The sequence below is a fragment of the Streptomyces sp. CB00455 genome, from assembly GCF_001905445.1.
GTDB lineage: Bacteria > Actinomycetota > Actinomycetes > Streptomycetales > Streptomycetaceae > Streptomyces.
In genome coordinates, this window is the sequence record NZ_LIVQ01000003.1 from 190,045 (window position 1) to 210,197 (window position 20,153).

The 20,153-nt window shown below is 72.6% G+C and carries 14 protein-coding genes and 2 pseudogenes; 6 read left to right on the top strand and 10 right to left on the bottom strand.

Going from position 1 to position 20,153, the window contains the following annotated elements; genetic code table 11:
- Positions 1-17: 17 nt before the first annotated feature.
- Positions 18-764 (top strand): transcriptional regulator, encoded by a 747-nt coding sequence (locus tag AMK16_RS13460; RefSeq protein ID WP_073914180.1) that lies wholly within the window; start codon positions 18-20, stop codon positions 762-764.
- A 133-nt stretch (positions 765-897) separates the two neighbouring features.
- Here the strand turns inward: AMK16_RS13460 and pyk are convergent, their stop codons facing one another.
- Both pyk and AMK16_RS13470 read right to left on the bottom strand, forming a co-directional pair.
- Positions 898-2,325 (bottom strand): pyruvate kinase, encoded by a 1,428-nt coding sequence (gene pyk / locus AMK16_RS13465; protein WP_073914182.1) that lies wholly within the window; start codon positions 2,323-2,325, stop codon positions 898-900.
- Positions 2,326-2,471: 146 nt separating this feature from the next.
- Entirely contained in the window at positions 2,472-3,176 is a 705-nt protein-coding gene (locus tag AMK16_RS13470) for an SIMPL domain-containing protein (RefSeq protein ID WP_073914185.1), read from the bottom strand.
- A gap of 150 nt (positions 3,177-3,326) precedes the next feature.
- Between AMK16_RS13470 and AMK16_RS13475 the strand changes: the two genes are divergently transcribed.
- Positions 3,327-5,111: a bifunctional metallophosphatase/5'-nucleotidase gene (locus AMK16_RS13475; protein WP_073914186.1), complete on the top strand. Its 1,785-nt coding sequence runs from the start codon at positions 3,327-3,329 to the stop codon at positions 5,109-5,111.
- Between the two features lie 5 nt (positions 5,112-5,116).
- On the opposite strand, the gene AMK16_RS13480 is transcribed toward AMK16_RS13475, so the two are convergent.
- The 4 genes from AMK16_RS13480 to AMK16_RS13495 form a co-directional block, all read right to left on the bottom strand.
- On the bottom strand, positions 5,117-6,526 hold the full coding sequence (locus AMK16_RS13480; protein ID WP_073914189.1) for a lysine N(6)-hydroxylase/L-ornithine N(5)-oxygenase family protein: 1,410 nt from the start codon (positions 6,524-6,526) through the stop codon (positions 5,117-5,119).
- The gene (locus AMK16_RS13485) at positions 6,523-7,914 is read right to left on the bottom strand and encodes a pyridoxal phosphate-dependent decarboxylase family protein (protein WP_073914191.1); all 1,392 of its coding nucleotides are present in this window, start codon (positions 7,912-7,914) and stop codon (positions 6,523-6,525) included. The genes AMK16_RS13480 and AMK16_RS13485 overlap by 4 nt, the downstream gene beginning before the upstream one ends.
- Before the next feature lie 510 nt (positions 7,915-8,424).
- Positions 8,425-10,944 carry an aminopeptidase N gene (gene pepN, locus AMK16_RS13490; RefSeq protein ID WP_073914194.1) on the bottom strand — a complete coding sequence of 840 codons (2,520 nt, stop codon included), beginning with the start codon at positions 10,942-10,944 and terminating at the stop codon, positions 8,425-8,427.
- A 1,228-nt stretch (positions 10,945-12,172) separates the two neighbouring features.
- Complete coding sequence (locus AMK16_RS13495) at positions 12,173-12,523, bottom strand: chorismate mutase (RefSeq protein WP_073914196.1); 351 nt, start codon at positions 12,521-12,523, stop codon at positions 12,173-12,175.
- Positions 12,524-13,284: 761 nt separating this feature from the next.
- Between AMK16_RS13495 and AMK16_RS37180 the strand changes: the two are divergent.
- Both AMK16_RS37180 and AMK16_RS37185 read left to right on the top strand, forming a co-directional pair.
- Positions 13,285-13,837 (top strand): annotated as a pseudogene (locus tag AMK16_RS37180) (IS701 family transposase); the annotation flags it as partial.
- Positions 13,838-13,913: 76 nt separating this feature from the next.
- Positions 13,914-14,489 carry a hypothetical protein gene (locus AMK16_RS37185; protein ID WP_242438719.1) on the top strand — a complete coding sequence of 192 codons (576 nt, stop codon included), beginning with the start codon at positions 13,914-13,916 and terminating at the stop codon, positions 14,487-14,489.
- Positions 14,490-14,874: 385 nt separating this feature from the next.
- Here AMK16_RS37185 and AMK16_RS38305 read toward each other — a convergent pair.
- Positions 14,875-15,201 (bottom strand): annotated as a pseudogene (locus AMK16_RS38305) (response regulator); the annotation flags it as partial.
- A 268-nt stretch (positions 15,202-15,469) separates the two neighbouring features.
- Complete coding sequence (locus tag AMK16_RS13515) at positions 15,470-16,222, bottom strand: S1 family peptidase (RefSeq protein ID WP_242438720.1); 753 nt, start codon at positions 16,220-16,222, stop codon at positions 15,470-15,472.
- A 152-nt stretch (positions 16,223-16,374) separates the two neighbouring features.
- On the opposite strand from AMK16_RS13515, the gene AMK16_RS13520 reads away from it, so the two are divergent.
- Together AMK16_RS13520 and AMK16_RS13525 are read left to right on the top strand one after the other, a co-directional pair.
- Entirely contained in the window at positions 16,375-17,331 is a 957-nt protein-coding gene (locus tag AMK16_RS13520; RefSeq protein WP_073914210.1) for a hypothetical protein, read from the top strand.
- A gap of 243 nt (positions 17,332-17,574) precedes the next feature.
- Positions 17,575-18,312, top strand: a complete 738-nt coding sequence (locus AMK16_RS13525) for an HAD family acid phosphatase (protein WP_073914212.1) — start codon at positions 17,575-17,577, stop codon at positions 18,310-18,312.
- A gap of 247 nt (positions 18,313-18,559) precedes the next feature.
- On the opposite strand, the gene AMK16_RS13530 is transcribed toward AMK16_RS13525, so the two are convergent.
- Complete coding sequence (locus tag AMK16_RS13530; RefSeq protein ID WP_073915907.1) at positions 18,560-19,216, bottom strand: DUF4360 domain-containing protein; 657 nt, start codon at positions 19,214-19,216, stop codon at positions 18,560-18,562.
- 217 nt (positions 19,217-19,433) lie between these two features.
- Positions 19,434-20,075, bottom strand: coding sequence for a DUF4360 domain-containing protein (locus AMK16_RS13535; RefSeq protein ID WP_073914215.1), 642 nt, complete (start codon positions 20,073-20,075; stop codon positions 19,434-19,436).
- Positions 20,076-20,153 lie beyond the last annotated feature (78 nt).

Genomic DNA, 20,153 nt, shown 5'->3' on the forward strand with positions numbered 1-20,153 from the left:
GCGGCAACGTCGCGCGCATGTACGACATGGACACCCGCAAGCGCGCCCTTGCACTCCTGAGCAGCGGCCGCAGCATGAACTCGGTCAGCAGGGAAACGGGTATATCCCGCGCCGCGATCCGCGCCTGGCGCGTCCGCGTCGAACCCCTCTGCCGTCCCGATCAGACCGCACCCTGCACGGGACCGGCCGACAGGGCCGCCTACGCCTATCTCCTCGGTCTCTACCTCGGCGACGGCTGCATAAGCTCACACCCGCACGGCGGCCACTACCTCCGTATCGCCTGCGCAGACGCCTGGCCCGGCCTCATCGAACAATGCCGCGCAGCGATCCTGGCGGTCCGCCCGTCCGACAAGGTGCACGTCCTTCAGCGCCAAGGCTGCGTCAACGTGACCAGTTACGGGCGCCACTGGACGTGCCTGTTCCCGCAGCACGGGCCGGGCAGGAAGCACGAGCGGCGCATCGCCCTCGAACCATGGCAACAGGAGATCGTGGACACGTACCCCTGGGAGTTCGTCCGGGGACTGATCCACTCCGACGGCTGCCGGATCACCAACTGGACCGTCCGTAACGGCAAACGGTACGAGTACCCGCGGTACTTCTTCACCAACAGGTCGGACGACATCCGCAGGCTCTGCACGGACACCCTCGACAAGGTCGGCGTCCGGTGGACGATCCTCGCGCGCGGGAGCGACCCCCTCAACGTGTCCGTCGCGCGCAAGGACTCCGTCGCCCTCATGGACGCCCACATCGGGCCCAAGCACTAGGGGAGGCCGCCGGGACCTGGAGTCGGCCGAGGGTGAGGCGTACGGGGGACGGGAGGGGACCCGCAGGCGTCGTCGGGCGGGCGGCCGGTGTCCGCGTCGGGCGGTGCGGCCCGACGCGGTGCGGCGGGGCCGGCTAGCGGACGGCGTCGCCGATGTGGTGGATGCGGACGAGGTTCGTGGAGCCGGTGACGCCGGGGGGCGAGCCGGCGGTGATCACGACGACGTCGCCGGGGACGCAGCGACCGATCCGCAGCAGTTCCTCCTCGACCTGGGCGACCATCGCGTCGGTGGATTCGACGTGCGGGCCGAGGAAGGTCTCCACGCCCCAGGTGAGGTTCAGCTGGGAGCGGGTGGCCGGGTCGGGCGTGAAGGCGAGCAGCGGGATGGGCGAGCGGTAGCGGGAGAGCCTGCGGACGGTGTCGCCGCTCTGGGTGAAGGCGACGAGGAACTTCGCGTCGAGGAAGTCGCCCATCTCGGCCGCGGCGCGGGCGACGGCTCCGCCCTGGGTGCGCGGCTTGTTGCGGTCGGTCAGCGGCGGCAGCCCCTTGGCGAGGATGTCCTCCTCGGCGGCTTCGACGATGCGGGACATGGTGCGCACCGTTTCGACCGGGTACTTCCCGACGCTGGTCTCACCGGAGAGCATGACGGCGTCGGTGCCGTCGATGACGGCGTTGGCGACGTCGGATGCCTCGGCCCGGGTGGGGCGGGAGTTCTCGATCATCGAGTCGAGCATCTGGGTCGCGACGATGACGGGCTTGGCGTTGCGCTTGGCCAGCTTGACGGCGCGCTTCTGGACGATCGGCACCTGTTCCAGGGGCATTTCGACGCCGAGGTCGCCGCGGGCGACCATGATCCCGTCGAAGGCGGCGACGATGTCGTCGATGTTCTCGACGGCCTGCGGCTTTTCGATCTTGGCGATGACGGGGAGGCGGCGGCCCTCCTCGTCCATGACGCGGTGGACGTCCTCGATGTCCCGGCCGCTGCGCACGAAGGAGAGCGCGATGACGTCGGCGCCGGTGCGCAGGGCCCAGCGGAGGTCTTCGATGTCCTTCGCGGAGAGGGCGGGGACGGAGACGGCGACTCCGGGGAGGTTGAGCCCCTTGTGGTCGGAGACCATGCCGCCTTCGATGACGGTGGTGCGGACGCGCGGGCCGTCGACGGCGGTGACTTCGAGGGTGACGCGGCCGTCGTCCACGAGGATGCGCTCGCCGGTGGTCACGTCGGCGGCGAGCCCGTCGTAGGTGGTGCCGCAGGTGTGGCGGTCGCCCTCGTGGTCCTCGACGGTGATGGTGAACTCGTCGCCGCGTTCAAGGAGTACGGGGCCTTCGCGAAATCGTCCCAGGCGGATCTTCGGGCCTTGAAGGTCTGCGAGGATGCCGACGCTGCGGCCGGTTTCGTCGGCGGCCTTGCGCACGCGCTGGTAGCGCTCTTCGTGTTCGGCGTAGGTGCCGTGGCTGAGATTGAGGCGGGCGATGTCCATTCCCGCTTCGACCAGGGCTTTGATCTGGTCGTATGAGTCGGTGGCGGGGCCCAGGGTACATACGATTTTCGCTCGGCGCATGGGGCGAGCCTATTGCGCTACCAGAGAGTAGGAAATTGGTTCCGGGTGTCCGCTCAACAACCTTTGGGAAAAAGCTTGTTGACAATTGTTGAATGTGCATGGGGGTGCTCTGATGAGCACCCCCATGGGGTGATGTCCGGCTGGGATCAGAGCTCGGGCGGTGTCATGGTGAAGCGGGCGTTCACCTGGGCGTAGACGGTCTGGCGCTGCGGTTCGAGGTCGAGCGCCGGGGCGCCGGCGTCTTCGGAGCCGCTGAAGGCCATGGTGCGCATCCCGGCGCCGGGTGCGGCGGCCTGGAAGGGGACGGCGTTCTCGGCGCCGAGGTCGGCGAGTTCGACGAGGGCGGCGAGGCGGGCGCCGAGGGCTTCGGCGTACTCGCGGGCGCGCTGGACGGCTTCGAGGACGGCTTGGCGGCGCGCCTGGCCGTGGGCGGGCGAGGTGGGGCGCAGGGCCCACCAGGGGCCGTCGACCTGGGTGAGTTCGAGGTCGGCGAGCCGGGTGGTGAGTTCGCCGAGGGTGGTGAAGTCGTTGAGCTCGGCGGTGATGTGGACGCGGCCGTGGTAGGCGCGGACGCGTTCGCCGCGGCCGTGGCGGGTGAGTTCGGGGGTGATGGAGAAGGCGCCGGTCTCCAGCTTCTCGACGGGTTCGCCGTAGCTCTTGACGAGGTCGAGGACGGCGTTGTTGCGGCGGGTGAGGTCTTCGAGGGCGCTGCGCCGGTCGGTGCCGCGGGCGTTGACGGTGATGCCGATGCGGGCGATCTCGGGGTCGACTTCGATACGGGCTTCGCCGCGGACGGCGACGCGGGGGACTTCGGGGGTTCCGTAGGGCTGGTGCGATGCGTCCTGAGTCATGGTTTCACTGTCCCACTGGTCGCCCTCGGGCCGGTACGGGTGTGGTCATCGGATCGAAACCTGGCGGGGGTGTTGCCGGCCGTTACCGCTGGGTCAGAATCTACGCGCGCTGTCTACGCGCGTTGTTCGGGTCTCACAAGGGGAGATGGCATGGCGTTCGACCGCAGGACTTTTCTGGGCACGACGGCCGCGACGGGTGCGGCCGTGGCGTTGACGGGGGCTGCGGGTGCCCCGGCTGCCGCGCAGCCGGGGCCGCGGACGTACTCGTTCACGGTGATGGGCACGACCGATCTGCACGGGAACGTCTTCAACTGGGACTACTTCACCGACAAGGAGTTCGACGACAAGGCGCACAACGACGTCGGCCTGGCGAAGATCTCGACCTTGGTGGACCAGGTGCGGGCGGAGAAGGGGCGGTGCAACACGCTGCTGATCGACGCCGGTGACACGATCCAGGGCACGCAGCTCTCGTACTACTACGCGAAGGTGGACCCGATCACGGCGCGCCGTGGCCCGGTGCATCCGATGGCGCAGGCGATGAACGCGATCGGCTATGACGCTGCGGCGCTGGGGAACCACGAGTTCAACTACGGCATCCCGGTGCTGCGCAAGTTCGAGGAGCAGTGCGACTTCCCGCTGCTGGGGGCGAACGCGCTGGACGCGAAGACGCTGCGGCCGGCCTTCGCGCCGTACAGCATGCACCGGCTGCGGACTCCGCACGGGCGGGACGTGAAGGTGGCGGTGCTGGGGCTGACGAACCCGGGCATCGCGATCTGGGACAAGGCGAACGTGCAGGGGAAGATGACGTTCCCGGGTCTGGAGGAGCAGGCGGCGAAGTACGTGCCGAAGCTGCGTTCGATGGGTGCCGATGTGGTGATCGTGTCCGCGCACTCCGGTTCGAGCGGTACCTCTTCCTACGGGGACCAGCTGCCGTACATCGAGAACGCGGCGGCCCTGGTGGCGGAGCAGGTGCCGGGGATCGACGCGATCCTGGTGGGGCACGCGCACACGGAGATCCCCGAGTACCGGGTGAAGAACAAGGCGACCGGCAAGGACGTCGTGCTGTCGGAGCCGCTGAAGTGGGGTCAGCGGCTGACGCTGTTCGACTTCGAGCTGACGTGGTCGAAGGGCTGCTGGTCGGTGGCGAAGGTCGGGGCGCGGGTGCTGAACTCCAACACGGCCGCCGAGGACCCGAAGATCACCCGGCTGCTGTCGGACGAGCACCGCAAGGTCGTGGCGTACGTCAACCAGGTGATCGGTACGTCGACGCAGGCGATGTCCTCGGCGGACGGGCCGGTGAAGGACGTCGCGATCATCGACCTGATCAGCCACGTCCAGGCGGAGACGGTCAAGGGGGCGCTGGCGGGCACGGAGTGGGCGGCGCTGCCGGTGCTGTCGCAGGCTTCGTGCTTCTCGCGGACGGCGTCGATCCCGGCCGGGCAGGTGACGATCAGGGACGCGGCGGGCCTGTACCCCTTCGAGAACAGCCTGGAGGCGCGGCTGCTCACGGGGGCGCAGCTGAAGGACTACCTGGAGTACTCGGCGCGGTACTACGTGCGGACGGCGCCGGGCGACGTGGTGGATCCGGCGAAGCTGACCAACTCCGAGGGCACGCCGGACTACAACTACGACGCGGTGTACGGGCTGTCGTACGACATCGACATCGCGCAGCCGGCCGGTTCGCGGATCGCGGGGCTGTCGTTCCAGGGGAAGCCGGTGGATCCGGCGGCGCAGTTCGTGCTGGCGGTGAACAACTACCGGGCTTCGGGCGGCGGCAACTTCCCGCACGTGCCGCAGGCCAGGCAGTTGTGGGCGAACTCGGACGAGATCCGTAACACGATCATCCAGTGGGTGAAGGCGAAGGGGACGGTGGACCCGGCGCAGTTCGCCACGGTGGACTGGCGGTTGACGCGCGGGGGCGTGCCGGTCTTCTAGCAGCCTCAGGGGTGTTCGACCAGCGGGAGCAGTTCGCCGACGGGCCGTGGGCGGCTGTGCTCCCGCTGGTCGAGGCCGAAGGTGGTGAAGGCGGTCCGTACCGGCTGCGGGTAGGGCTGCTTGCCCGTGAGGGTGTTGAGGATGGCGGCGCTGCGCCAGGCGGCGAGGCCGAGGTCGGGGGCGCCGACGCCGTGGGTGTGGCGTTCGCCGTTCTGGACGTAGACGCTGCCGGTGACGGCCGGGTCGGTGATCATCCGGTAGCGGTCGTCGACGCGGGGGCGGCCGGAGGCGTCCTTGCGCAGGTAGGGGTCGAGGCCGGCCAGGAGGCGGGTGAGCGGTCGCTCGCGGTAGCCGGTGGCGAGGACGACGGCGTCGGTGGTGAGGCGGGAGCGGGTGCCCTGCTCCACGTGTTCGAGGTGGAGTTCGACCTTGGTGGTGGCGACGCGTCCCGCGGTGCGGACGCTGACCCCGGGGGTGAGGACGGCGTCGGGCCAGCCGCCGTCGAGGGTGCGGCGGTAGAGCTCTTCGTGGATGGCGGCGATGGTGTCGGCGTCGATGCCCTTGTGGAGCTGCCACTGGGCGGGGACGAGGCGGTCGCGGACCGGTTCGGGCAGGGAGTGGAAGTAGCGGGTGTAGTCGGGGGTGAAGTGTTCCAGGCCGAGCTTGGAGTACTCCATGGGGGCGAATGAGGGGGTACGGGCCAGCCAGCTGAGGCGTTCCCGGCCGGCGGGGCGGGCGCGGAGCAGGTCAAGGAAGATTTCGGCGCCGGACTGGCCCGAGCCGATGACGGTGACGTGCTCGGCGCCGAGGATGCGCTGGCGGTTGTCCAGGTAGTCGGCGGAGTGGACGACCGGGACGGTGGGGGCTTCGGCGAGGGGGCGCAACGGTTCGGGGATGTGGGGGGCGGTGCCCACGCCGAGGGCGAGGTTGCGGGTGTAGGTGCGGCCGAGGGCTTCGGCCTCGCCGGCGGGGTCGAGCCGGGTGTAGTCGACTTCGAAGAGGTCGCGTTCGGGGTTCCAGCGGACGGCGTCGACCTGGTGGCCGAAGTGGAGTCCGGGGAGGCGGCCGGCGACCCAGCGGCAGTAGGCGTCGTATTCCGCGCGCTGGATGTGGAACTGCTCGGCGAAGTAGAAGGGGAAGAGCCGTTCCTTGTGCCTGAGGTAGTTGAGGAAGCTCCAGGGGCTGGCCGGGTCGGCGAGGGTGACGAGGTCGGCGAGGAAAGGGACCTGGAGGGTGGCTCCGTCGATGAGCAGTCCGGGGTGCCAGCGGAAGTCGCGGCGCTGGTCGTAGAAGGCGGTGGCGAGTTCGCCCGTCCCTTGCTGCGGCAGGCCGTGGGCGAGGGCCGCGAGGGACAGGTTGAAGGGGCCGATGCCGATTCCGACGAGGTCGTGGGGCGCATCGAGCTGGGCGGTCATCGGTGGGTGCTGCCTTCCAGGAGGGCGATGAGGGTGTCCAGGTCCCCCGCCGTGGTGTGGGGGTTGAGCAGGGTGGCCTTGAGCCACAGGCGGCCGTCGGCGCGGGTGCGGCCGAGGACGGCGCGGCCGTCGTGCAGGAGGGTGCGGCGCAGGGTGGCGACCTGGTCGTCATCGGCGTGGGTGGGCCGGAAGAGCACCGTGGTGAGGGTGGGCCGGGCGTGGAGTTCGAAGCCGGGGTGGGCGTCGAGGAGTTCGGCGAGGTGGTGGGCGAGGGCGCAGGTGCGGTCGATGAGCCGGGCGAGTCCGTCGCGGCCCAGTGAGCGCAGGGTGGTGGCGGTCTTCAGGGCGTCGGGGCGGCGGGTGGTGCGCAGCGAACGGCCGAGGAGGTCGGGCAGGCCGGCTTCGGTGTCGTCGGTGGCGTTGAGGTAGTCGGCCTGGTGGGCGAGGGGGGTGAGCGCGGCGGTGTCGGGGACGGCGAGGAGCCCGGCGGCCACGGGCTGCCAGCCCAGTTTGTGCAGGTCGATGGTGAGGGAGCGGGCGCGGCCCAGTCCGGCGACCTTGTCGCGGTGGCGGGGGCTGAGGGCGAGGAGGCCGCCGTAGGCGGCGTCGATGTGGAGGTCGGCGCCGTGGCGGTCGCAGACGTCGGCGATGGGGTGGAGGGGGTCGACGAGTCCGGCGTCGGTGGTGCCGGCGGTGGCGGTGACGAGGACGGGGCCGGGGGTGGCGGCGAGGGCCTCGGCGAGGCGGGCGGGGTCGAGGGTGCCGGCGGGGGTGGGCAGGGCGCGGGCCGGGGGGAGGCCGAGCAGCCAGGCGGCGCGGGGGACGGAGTGGTGGGCGTTGGCGCCGTGCAGGACGGTCAGGTGCGGGCCGTGGCGTTCGCGGGCGAGGAGGAGGGCGAGCTGGTTGGCTTCGGTGCCGCCGGTGGTGACGAGGGCGTCGGGGCGGGGGGCGTCCGGGTAGAACTCGGCGGCGAGGGTGCGGGTGAGGAGGGCCTCGATCGCGGAGGCGGCGGGGGCCTGGTCCCAGGAGTCGAGGGAGGGGTTGAGGGCGCTCGCGGCGAGGTCGGCGGCGGCCGCGACGGCGAGCGGCGGGCAGTGCAGGTGGGCTGCGCAGAGGGGGTCGGCGGGGTCTGCGGCGCCGGCGGCGAGGGTGTGCACGAGGGTCCGGAGCGCCTCGTGGTCTCCGGTTCCGTGTTCGGGGAGTACGTCTCCCAGTGCGGCCTGGACGCGGGCCGCGAGGGCGTCGGGACCGCCGGGCGGGAGCGGCCCGCCGCGCTCCCGGGCTCCGGTGCGCAGCGCTTCGAGGACGGTGTCGAGGAGGGGCTGCAGGGCGTCGGCGCCGTCGCGGCCGCCGGCGAGCGGGGGCGGTGGGCCGGGCGGCGCTGTCATGCGGGGTCCCTCCGGGGGTGGGGCGGGGTGGGGGCCTTTCCGTGCCGGGTGCTGCGCGTGCGGGGTCCGATGGGTCGGGGCACCCGGCGGTACAACGAGGGGGCCCGAACGGGGTAACCGCCGGGGTGTGCCCGGGGTCGCTTCCCGGCCACTCCCTGTCGGCGGCCACCCCTCCTGGAAGACGCCCTCCCCCGCCCCGCCTCTAGGACAGATCCGCCCCCGCGGCCCACTCCGCACCGCGGAGGCCGTGTCCGAAACCGGTCCCCTGGCGGGGGGCGGGAGCACGCACCGGGGGGCGGGGGCGCGCACCTGGGGGGCGGGGGCGCGCACCTGGGGGGCGGGGGCGCGCACCCGGGGGCCGGGCCCAGGGGGGCCGAACCCAGAGGGCCGAACCCAGAGGGCCGGGACCGGTGGCCTTCTGGGGCCGCCCCTGGGCGTGGCGCAGCCACGGAGGGGTGGGGGGCCGCGGTTCTCCGGGCCGCTCCGCCGGGTCCGTTTGCGCGGGCCGGGCTATGGGTGGCGGATGCGGAAGGCGCGGGTCAGGTCGTCCAGTTGGTCGACCAGTTTGCGGCGCAGGAGGGGGAGGATGTCCGGATCCTTCAGGCATGCCTGGCCGGCCCGGATGTTGGCCTCGTCCACGGCGTACGCCGGGAAGGCCCAGCGTCCCGCCGCTTCGCCGATGGCCGGGCCGCGGCGGGCGGCCAGGGCGACGGCCTCCGGGTAGAACCTGGGCACGTACTGCGCTACGAGATCGGTCTGTTCGGGCTGCCAGAAGCCCTGCGCGATGGCGCTGAACAGGTAGTTGGAGAGGCTGTCGTCGCGGAAGAGGCGTTCCCAGGCCGCGGCCTTGCCCTGTGCCGAGGGGAGCGCGGCGCGGCACCTGGCCGCGCCCTCCTCGCCGGTGGCACTGGGGTCGGCGGCGAGCGCGGCGTCGATGTCGTCCTCCCCGACGGCGCCGAGTACGGCCAGGCGGCCGAGGATGCGCCAGCGCAGTTCGGGATCGAGCTCGGGGCCGCCGGGGACGGAGTCGTCGGCGAGCCAGGCGGCCAGGGTGTCGGGCTGGGTGGCGCTGTCGGCGAAGGCCCGTACGGCCGTCAGGCGCAGCCCGGGATCGGAGCCGTCCTCGGTGCGGCGCAGCAGGTCGCGGGCGATGCCGGTGAGGGTGGCCAGGGCGTCGGTCCGCTTCTCGGGGGCGACGTAGCGCGTGGCGATGTGGGTGCGGGCGAAGGCGAGGACGCCCTGGACGAGGGCCAGGTCGCTTTCGGCGGGCAGATGCGCTCCGGCGGTCGCCAGGTAGTCGGCGGGATCGAGTTCGCCGTCGCGGACCATGTCGCGCAGGGAGTTCCACACGACGGCGCGGGTGAGCGGGTCGGGGATGGCGGACAGGCAGCGCAGGGCGGTCTCGACGGAGGTGTCGTCGAGGCGGACCTTGGCGTAGGTGAGGTCACCGTCGTTGAGGACGAGGAGCGCCGGGCGGGGGCCGCCTACGGAGAGCACCTCGTCGGTGGGGACGTCGAGGTGGAGCAGTTCGGTGCGTTCCAGGGCGCCGTCGTCGACCGGGTCGCTGTGGTACACGCCGACGGCGATGTGGTGGGGGCGGCTGCCCTTGCGGTCGACGGTGAGGGTCCAGCCGCCGGCGTCGGCGGCGCCCGCGGGGGTGTCCTCGATCTGCGGGCTGAGGGTGTCGATGCCGGTGGTGCGCAGCCAGCTCTCGGCCCAGCCGTGGACGTCGCGTTCGGTGTGGGCGGCGAGGGAGTCGACGAAGTCGGCGAGGGAGGCGTTGGCGAACTTGTGGCGGGCGAAGTGGGTGTTGATGCCGGCCAGGAAGTCCTTCTCGCCGAGCCAGGCGACGAGCTGGCGCAGGGCGGAGGCGCCCTTGGCGTAGGAGATCCCGTCGAAGTTGAGGAGCGCGGATGCGGTGTCGGGGACGTCGTCGGGGGCGACGGGGTGGGTGGAGGGTCGCTGGTCGGCGTCGTAGCCCCAGGACTTGCGGGTGACGCCGAAGTCGGTCCAGGTGTCGGTGAAGCGGGTGGCTTCGGTGAGGGTCTGGTAGCCCATGTACTCGGCGAAGGACTCGTTCAGCCAGATGTCGTCGAACCAGGCGAGGGTGACGAGGTCGCCGAACCACATGTGGGCCATCTCGTGGGCGATGACCATGGCGCGGGTCTGGCGTTCGGTGTCGGTGACGGCGGAACGGTAGATGAACTCGTCGCGGAAGGTGACGAGGCCGGGGTTCTCCATGGCGCCCGCGTTGAACTCCGGTACGAAGGCCTGGTCGTAGGAGTCGAAGGGGTAGGGCTCGGTGAACTTGTCCTGGTAGCGGTCGAAGCAGTCCTTGGTGACGGACAGGATCTCGTCGGCGTCGGCGTCCAGGTGGGGGGCGAGGGACTTGCGGCAGTGGATGCCGAAGGGCAGGCCGGCGTGTTCGGTGCTCACGCTGTGCCAGGGGCCGGCGGCGACGGCGGCGAGGTAGGTGGAGATGAGGGGGGTGGGGGCGGATCGCCAGATGCCGGCGCCGTCCGTGTCCCGGTCGCCGGTGCGGGTGGTGACGCCGTTGGCGAGGACGGTCCAGTGGGCGGGGGCGGTGACGGTGAACTCGAAGACGGCCTTGAGGTCGGGCTGGTCGAAGGCGGGGAAGACGCGCTGGACGTCGTCCATGAACATCTGGCTGTAGACGTACGCCTCCCCGTCCACGGGGTCGGTGAAGCGGTGGAGGCCCTCGCCGGTGCGGGAGTAGCGCATGCGGGTGTCGAGGCGCAGCTCGTGGGGGCCTTCGGTGAGGCCGGTGAGCGGGAGGCGGTCGCCGTCGAGGTCCGCGGGGTCGAGGGGGTGGCCGTCGAGGGCGGCGGAGCGCAGTTCGTCGGGCTTGAGCTCCAGGAAGGTGTCGCCTGCGGCGAGGGCCGTGAACCGGATGACGGTGGTGGAGTCGAAGGTGTCGTCGCCGACAGTGAGGTCGAGGGCGACGGCGTAGTGGTGGACGTCGAGGAGCCGGGCTCGGAGCTGCGCTTCGTGGCGTGTCAGTGCGGGCATGGGGCCATGCTGCCGCAGTGGGAGGCGGGGGCCGTAGGGGGTGCGGCGGGATTCGCGCGGAGCGGACCGCCGGGGCGGCCGGACGCGGCCACTCCGCCGCCGCGGTGGGGGGCCGGGCGGGTCCCGCTTGGCGCGCGGCGCAGGCCGGTGCGCGCAAGCACGGCGCAGGCCGGTGCGCGCAAGCACGGCGCAGGCCGGTGCGCGCAAGCACGGCGCGAACGAGGGCGGGTCGACCGGTCCGAGCCGGGCGGGCTCGGCAGCACCCGGAGGGGCCGACCCCGGTACCTGCCGACGGTGGTACCTGCCGCCGCTGCCGGCCCCGGCGGGACGGCCCGGAGCGGGTCCCGCCGGGACGGCCCGGACGGGGTCCCGTAGGGACGGCTCGGAGCGGAGACCGGCCGGGCGGGCGGGTCCGGACCGGGTCCCGCCGGCGCGGCGTGGAACCGCGGGGGGCCGGGCGGCCGCGCCTGGCAGGGCCAGGCCAGGCCAGGCCAGGCCAGGCAGGAGACGGTGCCGCGCGGAACAGCCCGCTTCCTGCCTGCGCTGCCGGGGCCCGGCAGGGCGGGCCTGGAGCGGGTCCCGCCCTGGGGACGGCCCGGAGCGGAGGCCGGCCGGGCGGGCGGGCAGGCCAGGCAGGAGACGATGCCGCGCGGAACAGGCCCGCTACCCGCCGCCGGGGCCCGACAGGGCGCCCCGGGACCCGGTCTCGCCGGGACTGCCCGGAACCGAGGCCGGGCGGGCGGGTCCGGACCGGTGCCCCTTGGGACAGGTCCGCACCGGCCGACGCTGCCGGGGCCCGACAGGGCGGCCCCGGACCGGGTCCCGCCAGCGCGGTGTGGAACCGAGGGGGGCCGGGCGGCCGCGCCAGGCAGGGCAGGAGACGATGCCGCGCGGGTCATGCCCACTACCTGCCGGCGCGGCCGGGGCCGGCGGGACGGCCCGGAGCGGGCCCCGCTGGGACGGCCCGGCATGGAGGCCGGCTGGGCCGGTGGGTCCAGACCGGTGCCGCGCAGGACAGGCCCGTACCTGCCGACGCCGGCGGGGCCCGACAGGGCGGCCACGGCGGGACGTGCGGCGGCCGGCGCGGGCGAAGGGGGCGGGCGGGCGGGCGGGCGGGCGGGGACCCTACTGGTCGTCTTCGCCCGCGGCGGGCGGGGACCTACTGGTCGTGTTCGCCCGCGGCGGGCGGGGACCCTACTGGTCGTCTTCGCCCGCGGCGGGCGGGGACCTACTGGTCGTCTTCGCCCGCGGCGATCGTCTCGTGGTGGCGGATCACCTCGGCGATGATGAAGTTCAGCAGCTTCTCGGCGAAGGCCGGGTCGAGCTTGGCGTTCTCGGCGAGCTGGCGCAGGCGGGCGATCTGGCGGGCCTCGCGGCCCGGGTCGGCCGGAGGCAGCTGATGGCGTGCCTTGAGGTGACCGACCTGCTGGGTGCACTTGAAGCGCTCGGCGAGCATGTGGACCACGGCCGCGTCGATGTTGTCGATGCTGTCCCGCAGGCGGGCCAACTCGGCGCTGACGTCCTCGGTGATCGCGCCGTCGGCCGTGCCCGCGCCGTTGTCGATGTCGCTGCTGTTCATGGTTCCCGAGAATACGTGGCAGGAGCGGGTCATTCCCCCGGCCGATCGCTCCGTGAGACGGCCCGCCGGAGCGGCAGGGTCGCGGTGACCACCCGGCCGCCTTCGGGGGTGGGACCTGCGGTGAAGGAGCCGCCGAGGGCTTCGTCGCGCTCGGTCGTACCGGCGAGTCCGCGACCGTCCGCGGGCCTTCTCGGAGAGTCTGGCGGGACGTCCGCCGTCATCGGCGATGCGGATCCGGGGGCCGACCGGGACCCTGCGCGGGCCGACCCGGACGGCGGTGGCGATGGTCGCGTGCTCACCGACCGTGCCACGGTGGCTGGGCGAGGGGTCCCGGGAACCGCCCCGGAACCCGCGGCTCGAACGCCGACCGGTCCAGAGGGGCCGGGCCCCGCGGGCGCAGCCCGGCCGAAGGAGCGCAATGCCACCGGCGCAGCCGCGGCAGGGGACCCGAACGGGGCAGGCACACCCCGGCCAGACGACCCCGGCACCGCACGCACATCGCGGCCGGACGCCATCGGTGCAGCCGGGCGGAGGAGCCGAGCACCGCAGGCACCGCCGGGACGGAGTAGTCGGGCGTGACGGGCGCGGTCAGGGCGGAAGGGCCGGGCCCACCGGGAGCCACGAGCGCGGGCCCGCCGCGCGTGGTCCGGGCGGCTGGGGCGGACAGGGCCGAAGAGGCCCAAGAGGCCCAAGAGGCCCAAGAGGCCCAAGAGGCCCATACTGCAGCCAGTTAATGGACTGGCTCGCTCGTTGAGCCAGTCATGGGTGGGGATGTCACGGTTGACGAGGTGCAGGGCTGGGCTGCGGGCCTGGATGGTCTGCACGCTCGGATCCGCCACTGTTTCCGCAGATCAGAGCCACGCCGCAGGGTCCTGGAGTACATGCGGGGGCTTCTGGCTGTGCTCGAACGCGAGAACGGTTGGACATCGGCTGAGCAAGTCGGCGAGCGATGCCCGGACGGCATACAGCGGCTGCTGAACCAGGCCGATGGGGACGTCGGTGTCGTCCGTGACGAGGTCCGCGACTTCATCCTGGAACACCTCACCTCGCGAGAAGGGTGTCCGTTCCGCCGGAGTGCAGAGGCAGCACACGGGCACGCCGGAGAAGATCGACAACTGCCAACCGGGTGTGTTCCTCGCTTACGCCTCCGCCCGCGGTCGGGCGCTGATCGACCGCGAGCTGTATCTACCCACGGCATGGACCGAGGATCCGGCGCGTCGGGCCGACGCCCGGATCGGCGAGGAGATCGCGTTCGCCACCAAGCCCGCGCTCGCCCAGGCGATGCTGGCCCGGGCAGTGGCCGCCGGGGTGCCGTTGCTCCTGACGGGTTGCCAGTGATGCGGCCGCCCGGCCGTTTCGCCGCCGAGGCCGGAAGCGTAGGGTGCCGGGTGTGATCGAACTGAACTTCCGTGCGATGGACCGGAATCGTCCCGCAAAGTCGTACGTGGTTCTGGCACTTGTCGTCCTGGTCGTCGAGGGGTTCGCTGCGTTCGTCACGCTCGGCGCGGTGGGCTTCTCCTGGCTGACGGGCGGAAGCATCGCCCTCCTCGCCCCGCTCCTCCTCCTGTCGTCCCGGAGCTGGAGCAGGGTCGGGGCCGACGGAATAACCATCTGTTGGGGCCTTGGGCACGGCCGCACCTACCCCTGGCGCGAGATCCGGTGGATCGACGTGCGCGAGACCAAGGGCCAGGGCTCGTCGTACGCGGTCCGGATATTCCTGGAGGGCGGGCGGCGTCGTTCGCTGCCAGGGCTCTACCGCAGCGACATGCATCCCGCCCCCGACTTCGACGAGCAGTTCCAGCGGGTCGTCAACTGGTGGGAGCTGAGCACGGACCAGACCGCACGGGTCCGGCCCCCGAAGCAGTTCCGGGACCGGCTGACTCCCACCGTGATCGGCCTCGTCGTCGTGCCCGGAGCCGTTGCCCTCGTGGCGTTCGTCGCTCTCGTGGTCCCCGCGCCGCACTAGGGTCTTCTCCTGACCGGCTCGGCGCTGATCCGAGCGTGCAGACCATCCAGGCCCGCAGTCCAGCCGTGCACCTCGTAACCTCGACGCGGTTGCGGGCGTCGGGTTGGGCCTGGATCTTGGTCAGGTGGGTCTTGACCGTGGACGGGGGGCCCGAACACCTCGCACGCGATCTCGGCGTGCGTGAACCCGGCGCGAGGCACCGCACGACCTCCCGCTCCCGTTCGGCCAGCGGGTCGCCCGGCCGGCGCGCGGCCCCGGACCGCAGAGATGCTCGGGGCCGTTCGCGCGGCAGCCGCACCGTGATGCCCCACCGTGATGGCGGAAGGGACGAGACGGTCTCCGACGCCCGCGGCCCGACCGCTTCAACCGGCATGGCCGGGCCGGCGTCCTTCAGGAGGAAGCCGGACGCTCCGCCGTGGAGCGCCGCGTGGACGCATCCGTCGAGGTCGAAGGTGGTGACGATGACGATCCTCGGTGTGTCCCCGCCCGCGGGGCGCCGGATGACCTCCGGGCCGTCGGGCTCCGGCCTGCGGATGCGGAGGCGGAGGCGGATGCGGATGTCGAGGAGCAGCGCGTCCGGCCGGTGCCCGGCGACGGCCGCGAGCGCGGCTTCGCCGTCTGCCGGGCCGGCGACGACCTCGATGTCCGGCCGGCTTTCGAGGATCGTCCTGAGGGGGGCCCTGCCCGGGCCCTGGTCGTCCGCGATGACCACTCCGCCCGTCAGGCGCTGCCTGCCCCGCCGTCACCATCGCCCGCCGCCACCGCCGGTCCCTTCCCGTGGGACCGGCGCGCACGCCGCCCCGCGACCGCACGCCGCCCCGCAGCCGCACGCCGGGCCCTCCGGAGGGTGCCGGGGGGCCCGGGCTGCGGACGTGCGGCCCGGTGGCACCGCTGCCGACCCGGCGTACGGGCAGGTCACGGTCACGGGACCCCGTCCTTCCGGCCGGTGCGTGTCCGGCCGGAAGGCGGAGGGGCTGGTGCTACAGACCGGCCGCCGCGCTCTTGATCGCGGCGGCGAAGGTGGACACCTCGGTGTAGACGCCGGGGTAACCGGCGCGGGCGCAGCCTTCGCCCCAGCTGACGATGCCGACCTGGATCCAGGCGTTCGCACTGTCGCGGCGGAACATGGGGCCGCCGGAGTCGCCCTGGCAGGTGTCGACGCCGCCCTGGTCGAAGCCTGCGCAGATCTCCTCGCCCGGGACGAGGGAGGAGCCGTACGCGTTCTGGCAGGCGGCGTCGGAGACGAAGGGGACGGCGGCCTTCAGCAGGTAGCGCTGCTGGCCGCCGCCTTCGCGGGCGGCGCCCCATCCGGCGATGGTGAAGGTGCCGTTGTCGTAGTCCTTGGTCTCGGCGATCTTGAGCGTGGGCAGGTTGATGGGTTTGGCGAGCTTGATGAGGGCCCAGTCCTTGCCGGTGCCGTTGTAGCCGGGAGCCTGGAGGACCTTGGTGGACTTGACCTTGATGGCGCCGGAGCTGTTCAAGTCGACGACTCCGGCGGTGGCGGTGATGGAGGTGTTGTTGCCGGAGCCGTTCACACAGTGGGCGGCGGTGAGGACGATCTGCTGGGTGTAGAGGGCCCCGCCGCATCCCATCGAGAGGCGGACCATGAAGGGGAACTCGCCCTGGGCGGCGCGGGTGCCGCCGACGACGGGTGCCTGCGATGCGGTGGCGGAGCCGGGCTGGAGGCTGACGGCCGCGAGGGCGACCGCGCCGACGGCGAGGGTGCGCGTCATGAATCTCATGAGGGTGCTCACAGTCAACACACTGCCTTTCGTGGGGGGTTGGGCCGTGCGTGCCATTGGGTGAATGACGAGTCCATGACACATCCGCGCTGCGGCTGGCATCAAGAATGCGTTTTCGGACAACTTCCGGCGATGGGGGCGGCATGACGGAGAACGGCAGGCACAGCAGCCCGGTCGCGCACGGATTTGCGCACCTGGAGACCGTCCGCGCCGCCGTCACGGCGCTGTTCCGCACGCTCTCCCCCGACGGGATCCGCGCCTACGGCACGAGCTTCGCCGCCGCCGACGCGGCCTTCGGACCCGAGGAGGACCTCCACCTGGGGGCCCAGCGGGTGGCCTCCGCGATGGTGCGCGCCCTGCGGCTGCCCGACGCGCGCGTGGTGGTCGCGTTCCGGCCGATGCGGGACGCCGCCACGGTGGAACTGGCCGCGGGCCCCGAGTACTTCGTCGAGGTGAATGACCGCTTCCGCGTCCACCGCCGCGATCTGGCCGCCGCCCTGGCCCACGAGGTCACCCACGTGCTGCTGCACCGTCTGGACCTGCGCTTTCCCACCACCGCGGAGAACGAGATCCTCACCGACACCGCCGCGGCCTTCCTCGGCGCCGGCTGGCTGCTGCTCGACGCCTACCGCGAGGACGCGCTCACCCACCAGAAGCTCGGCTACCTGACCCCGGAGGAGTTCGGCTACGTACTGGCCCGGCGCGCCGCCTTCTTCGGCGAGGACCCCTCCCCCTGGTTCACCAGCCCGCAGGCCTACGAGGCGTACCTGCGGGGCCGCGCCCTGGCCGGGCGGGAGCGGCGCCGGGCCCCCCTCGCGGCTGCGGGCCGGCCGGCCCGGTGGCGGTACGCGAGGGACCGGCGGGCCGGGACGCCCGCCGCGGACGGGTCGGCGTACTCCTTCGAGCGGCACCGGGGCACGGCCGGGACGGGAACGGCGACGGGCACCGAGGCGGCGACCGGGGCCACGGCGGCGACGGGTACGGGACTGCGGGTGAGCTTCCCCTGCCCGGTGTGCGGGCAGCGCCTGCGGCTCCCGGTGCGCGGACCGCTCAGGGCCCGGTGCGGCCTGTGCGGCACGGTGCTGGAGTGCGATACCTGAGGGGGTGGACGGCTCCCGGAGCCCTGAGCGGGCGGATATCCGGGAACGGCGCGGACGCGGCGCCGCCCCGCCTTGCCCCGCCCCGCCCCGCCTGACCCGCCCCGCCTTGCCCCGCCCCGCCCCGCCCCGCCGCGGGATTTACCGGGCGGCCACCAGAAGTTTCCTACCGGCCAGTAGACATGGGAGCGCCACTCCTCGAATCTGGTCGCGTCCATGCCAAAAGCGTGACCGAGGAGCGTCCCCATGCGCAGCACCCGCCGCACCAGCCGCATTCGTACGACCCGTACGACCCGTACGACCCGTACCGCAGCCTCCGCGGCGGCCGTCGCGGCTGCCGTCCTGGCCCTGCTGCCCGCCACCGCGGCGGCCGCGACCCCCGCCACGGCACCGGCGCCCGCCCAGGCGTCCGCCGCGTCGGCCCCGGCTCCCGCCCCCGGCCCGCTGTCCGCCTCCGCGCCCGGCGGCAACGCGGCGGTCCTCGGCATCGATTACGGCGGCTGGCAGCGGGACGTGGCCGCTGCCGTCGACGCCGCCCGTCCCGCCATCGAACGGCGCATCGCCACCTCGCCCGCCGGGGAGCGGCCCGCGATCGTGCTGGACATCGACAACACCTCGCTGGAGACGGACTTCCACTGGTTCTGGACCTTCCCGACCCCCGCCGTCGCCAAGGTCCGCGAGCTGACCCGGTACGCCGACGCCCGCGGGGTGGCCGTCTTCTTCGTCACCGCCCGGCCCGGAATCGTCTACTCGCTCACGGAGCACAATCTCAAGGCGGTCGGCTACCCGGTCTCCGGCCTCTACGTCCGCGACCTGCCCGACCTCTTCGACGAGGTGAGCGCCTACAAGACGGGCAAGCGCGCCGAGATCGAGGCCCGCGGCTACACGGTCATCGCCAACATCGGGAACAACCCGGGCGACCTGGTGGGCGGCCACGCCGAACTGACCGTCAAGCTGCCGGACTACGACGGCAAGCTTTCCTGACCGCTGCGGCAGAAGGCCCCCGGCCCGCCCCGCCGCCCCCGCGGACCGGACTCACCCGGCCGCCGGACGAACAGATGGGCCGGCGGCGGTTCAACCGGGGGCGAGAGCGGGTAGTCATACCCCATCGCACGAGTGAGCCGGGCCCGACCCCTCGCCAGGGGGCCGGGCCCGCTTCCGTTCCCGGGAGGGGCGCCCGGTGCGGACACACCCCCTCCCCCGGCCCCCCGCTCCTGCCCCGGCGCCCCGGCTACGGCCTCGGGCACACCTGCCAGGCCAGGTGGTAGAGGGTGCTGACGCCGGCGTCGGTGGAGTCCATCGCCATGAAGCTGGTGGCGGTCTGCGGACCGGAAGTTCCCGCGTTCACGCGCAGTTCGGTATTGATGTTGAAATTGCGCTTTTCCCCGCACGGCGCCCAGACCAGGTCGGCGTACTCCGTCCGGTCGCTCGACTGCCAGTTGTCATTGAGCGGACCGTTGAACTGATGGGTTCGCTGGAATGTCTGCGACATTCCCTGGAAGTAGTAGTTCGCCTTTTCCTGACCCCACGCGCCGGGCTGGAGGAATGCGAATCCGCGGTAATCGGCCTGGAGGATCGCGTAGGTGAATCCCGAGGGCACGTGCACCCGGAGGTTCAGCTGGCAGTTCTTGCGAAATGCCGTCGGCGGGGCGCCGGGGCCGACCTGGGCGAGGTACTCGCTGTACGTGACGGTGAAGGCGGTGTTGTCCGGCGCCACGGCCACCTCGGCGGTGCCTTCCCGGCAACCGGAACCGTTCACCGTGGCGAGCTCGATGACGATCTTGTCGGGCGGCACCGTGATCAGCGGGCCGTGGCCGACGGCTCCGGCCGGCTGCGCGGTGACCAGCAGAGTGGCGGCCGCGGCGGCCGCCAGGAGGGAGCGGGACAGGGAAGGAGACATGGGCGTCACTCCTGACCGTGGGTTCGGGTTTCCTGCGCTCGCGCCGTACCGGGCGAGGACGGACTTCGACGCGCCCGCGCGTGCCGGGCGAGGACGGACTTCGACGCGCCCGCGCGTGCCGGGCGAGGACGGACTTCGACGCGCCCGCGCGTGCCGGGCGAGGACGGACTTCGACGCGCCCGCGCCGTGGCGGGCGGGACGGGCTTCAGCCCGTCGGGCACGTCTTCCACTCGACGTGGTAGACCGTGCTGACACTGCCGTCCGTCGAGTCCATGCTCATGAAGCTCAGGGCCTGGGGGTTCGACGTCCCGGCGTAGACGCGCAGTTCGGTGTTGACGTTGAGGTTGCGCTCCTCGCCGCACGGTGCCCAGACCAGGTCCGCGTACTCGGTCCGGTCGCTCGCCTGCCAGTTGTCCGAGTGGGGGCCGCTGAACTGGTGGGTGGTGCGGGCGGTCTGCGCGTCGCCCTGGAAGTAGTAGTTCGCGCGTTCCTGGCCGAAGGCCCCGCGCTGGAGGTGCGCGAAGCCCCGGTAATCGGCCCGGGCGACGGCGTAGGTGAAGCCCTGCGGTACGTGGATCCTCAGCGCGAGCTGACAGTTCTTGCGGAATTCGGTGCCCCCGGCGCCCGCCCCCGCCTGGGCGAGGTAGTTGCTGTACGTGACGGTGAAGGCCGTGCTGTCGGAGGCCGCGGCGACGTCGGCGGTGCCCTGGGGGCAGCCCGATCCGTTGATTCCGGCGACATCGACGGTCATTCGGCCGGGCGGCGTGGGAAGGCCGCCGGCCTGAGCGGGCGCGGCCACGGCCGACAAGGCCACGACCGCCGCGCCGACGGTCAGTCTGCGGAGCATTTCGTTTCTCCATCCGTGCGACCGTGCGGAATTCGACGTGGACAGCCCATCACGGCCTTTGCGGACTGGGAAGGACTC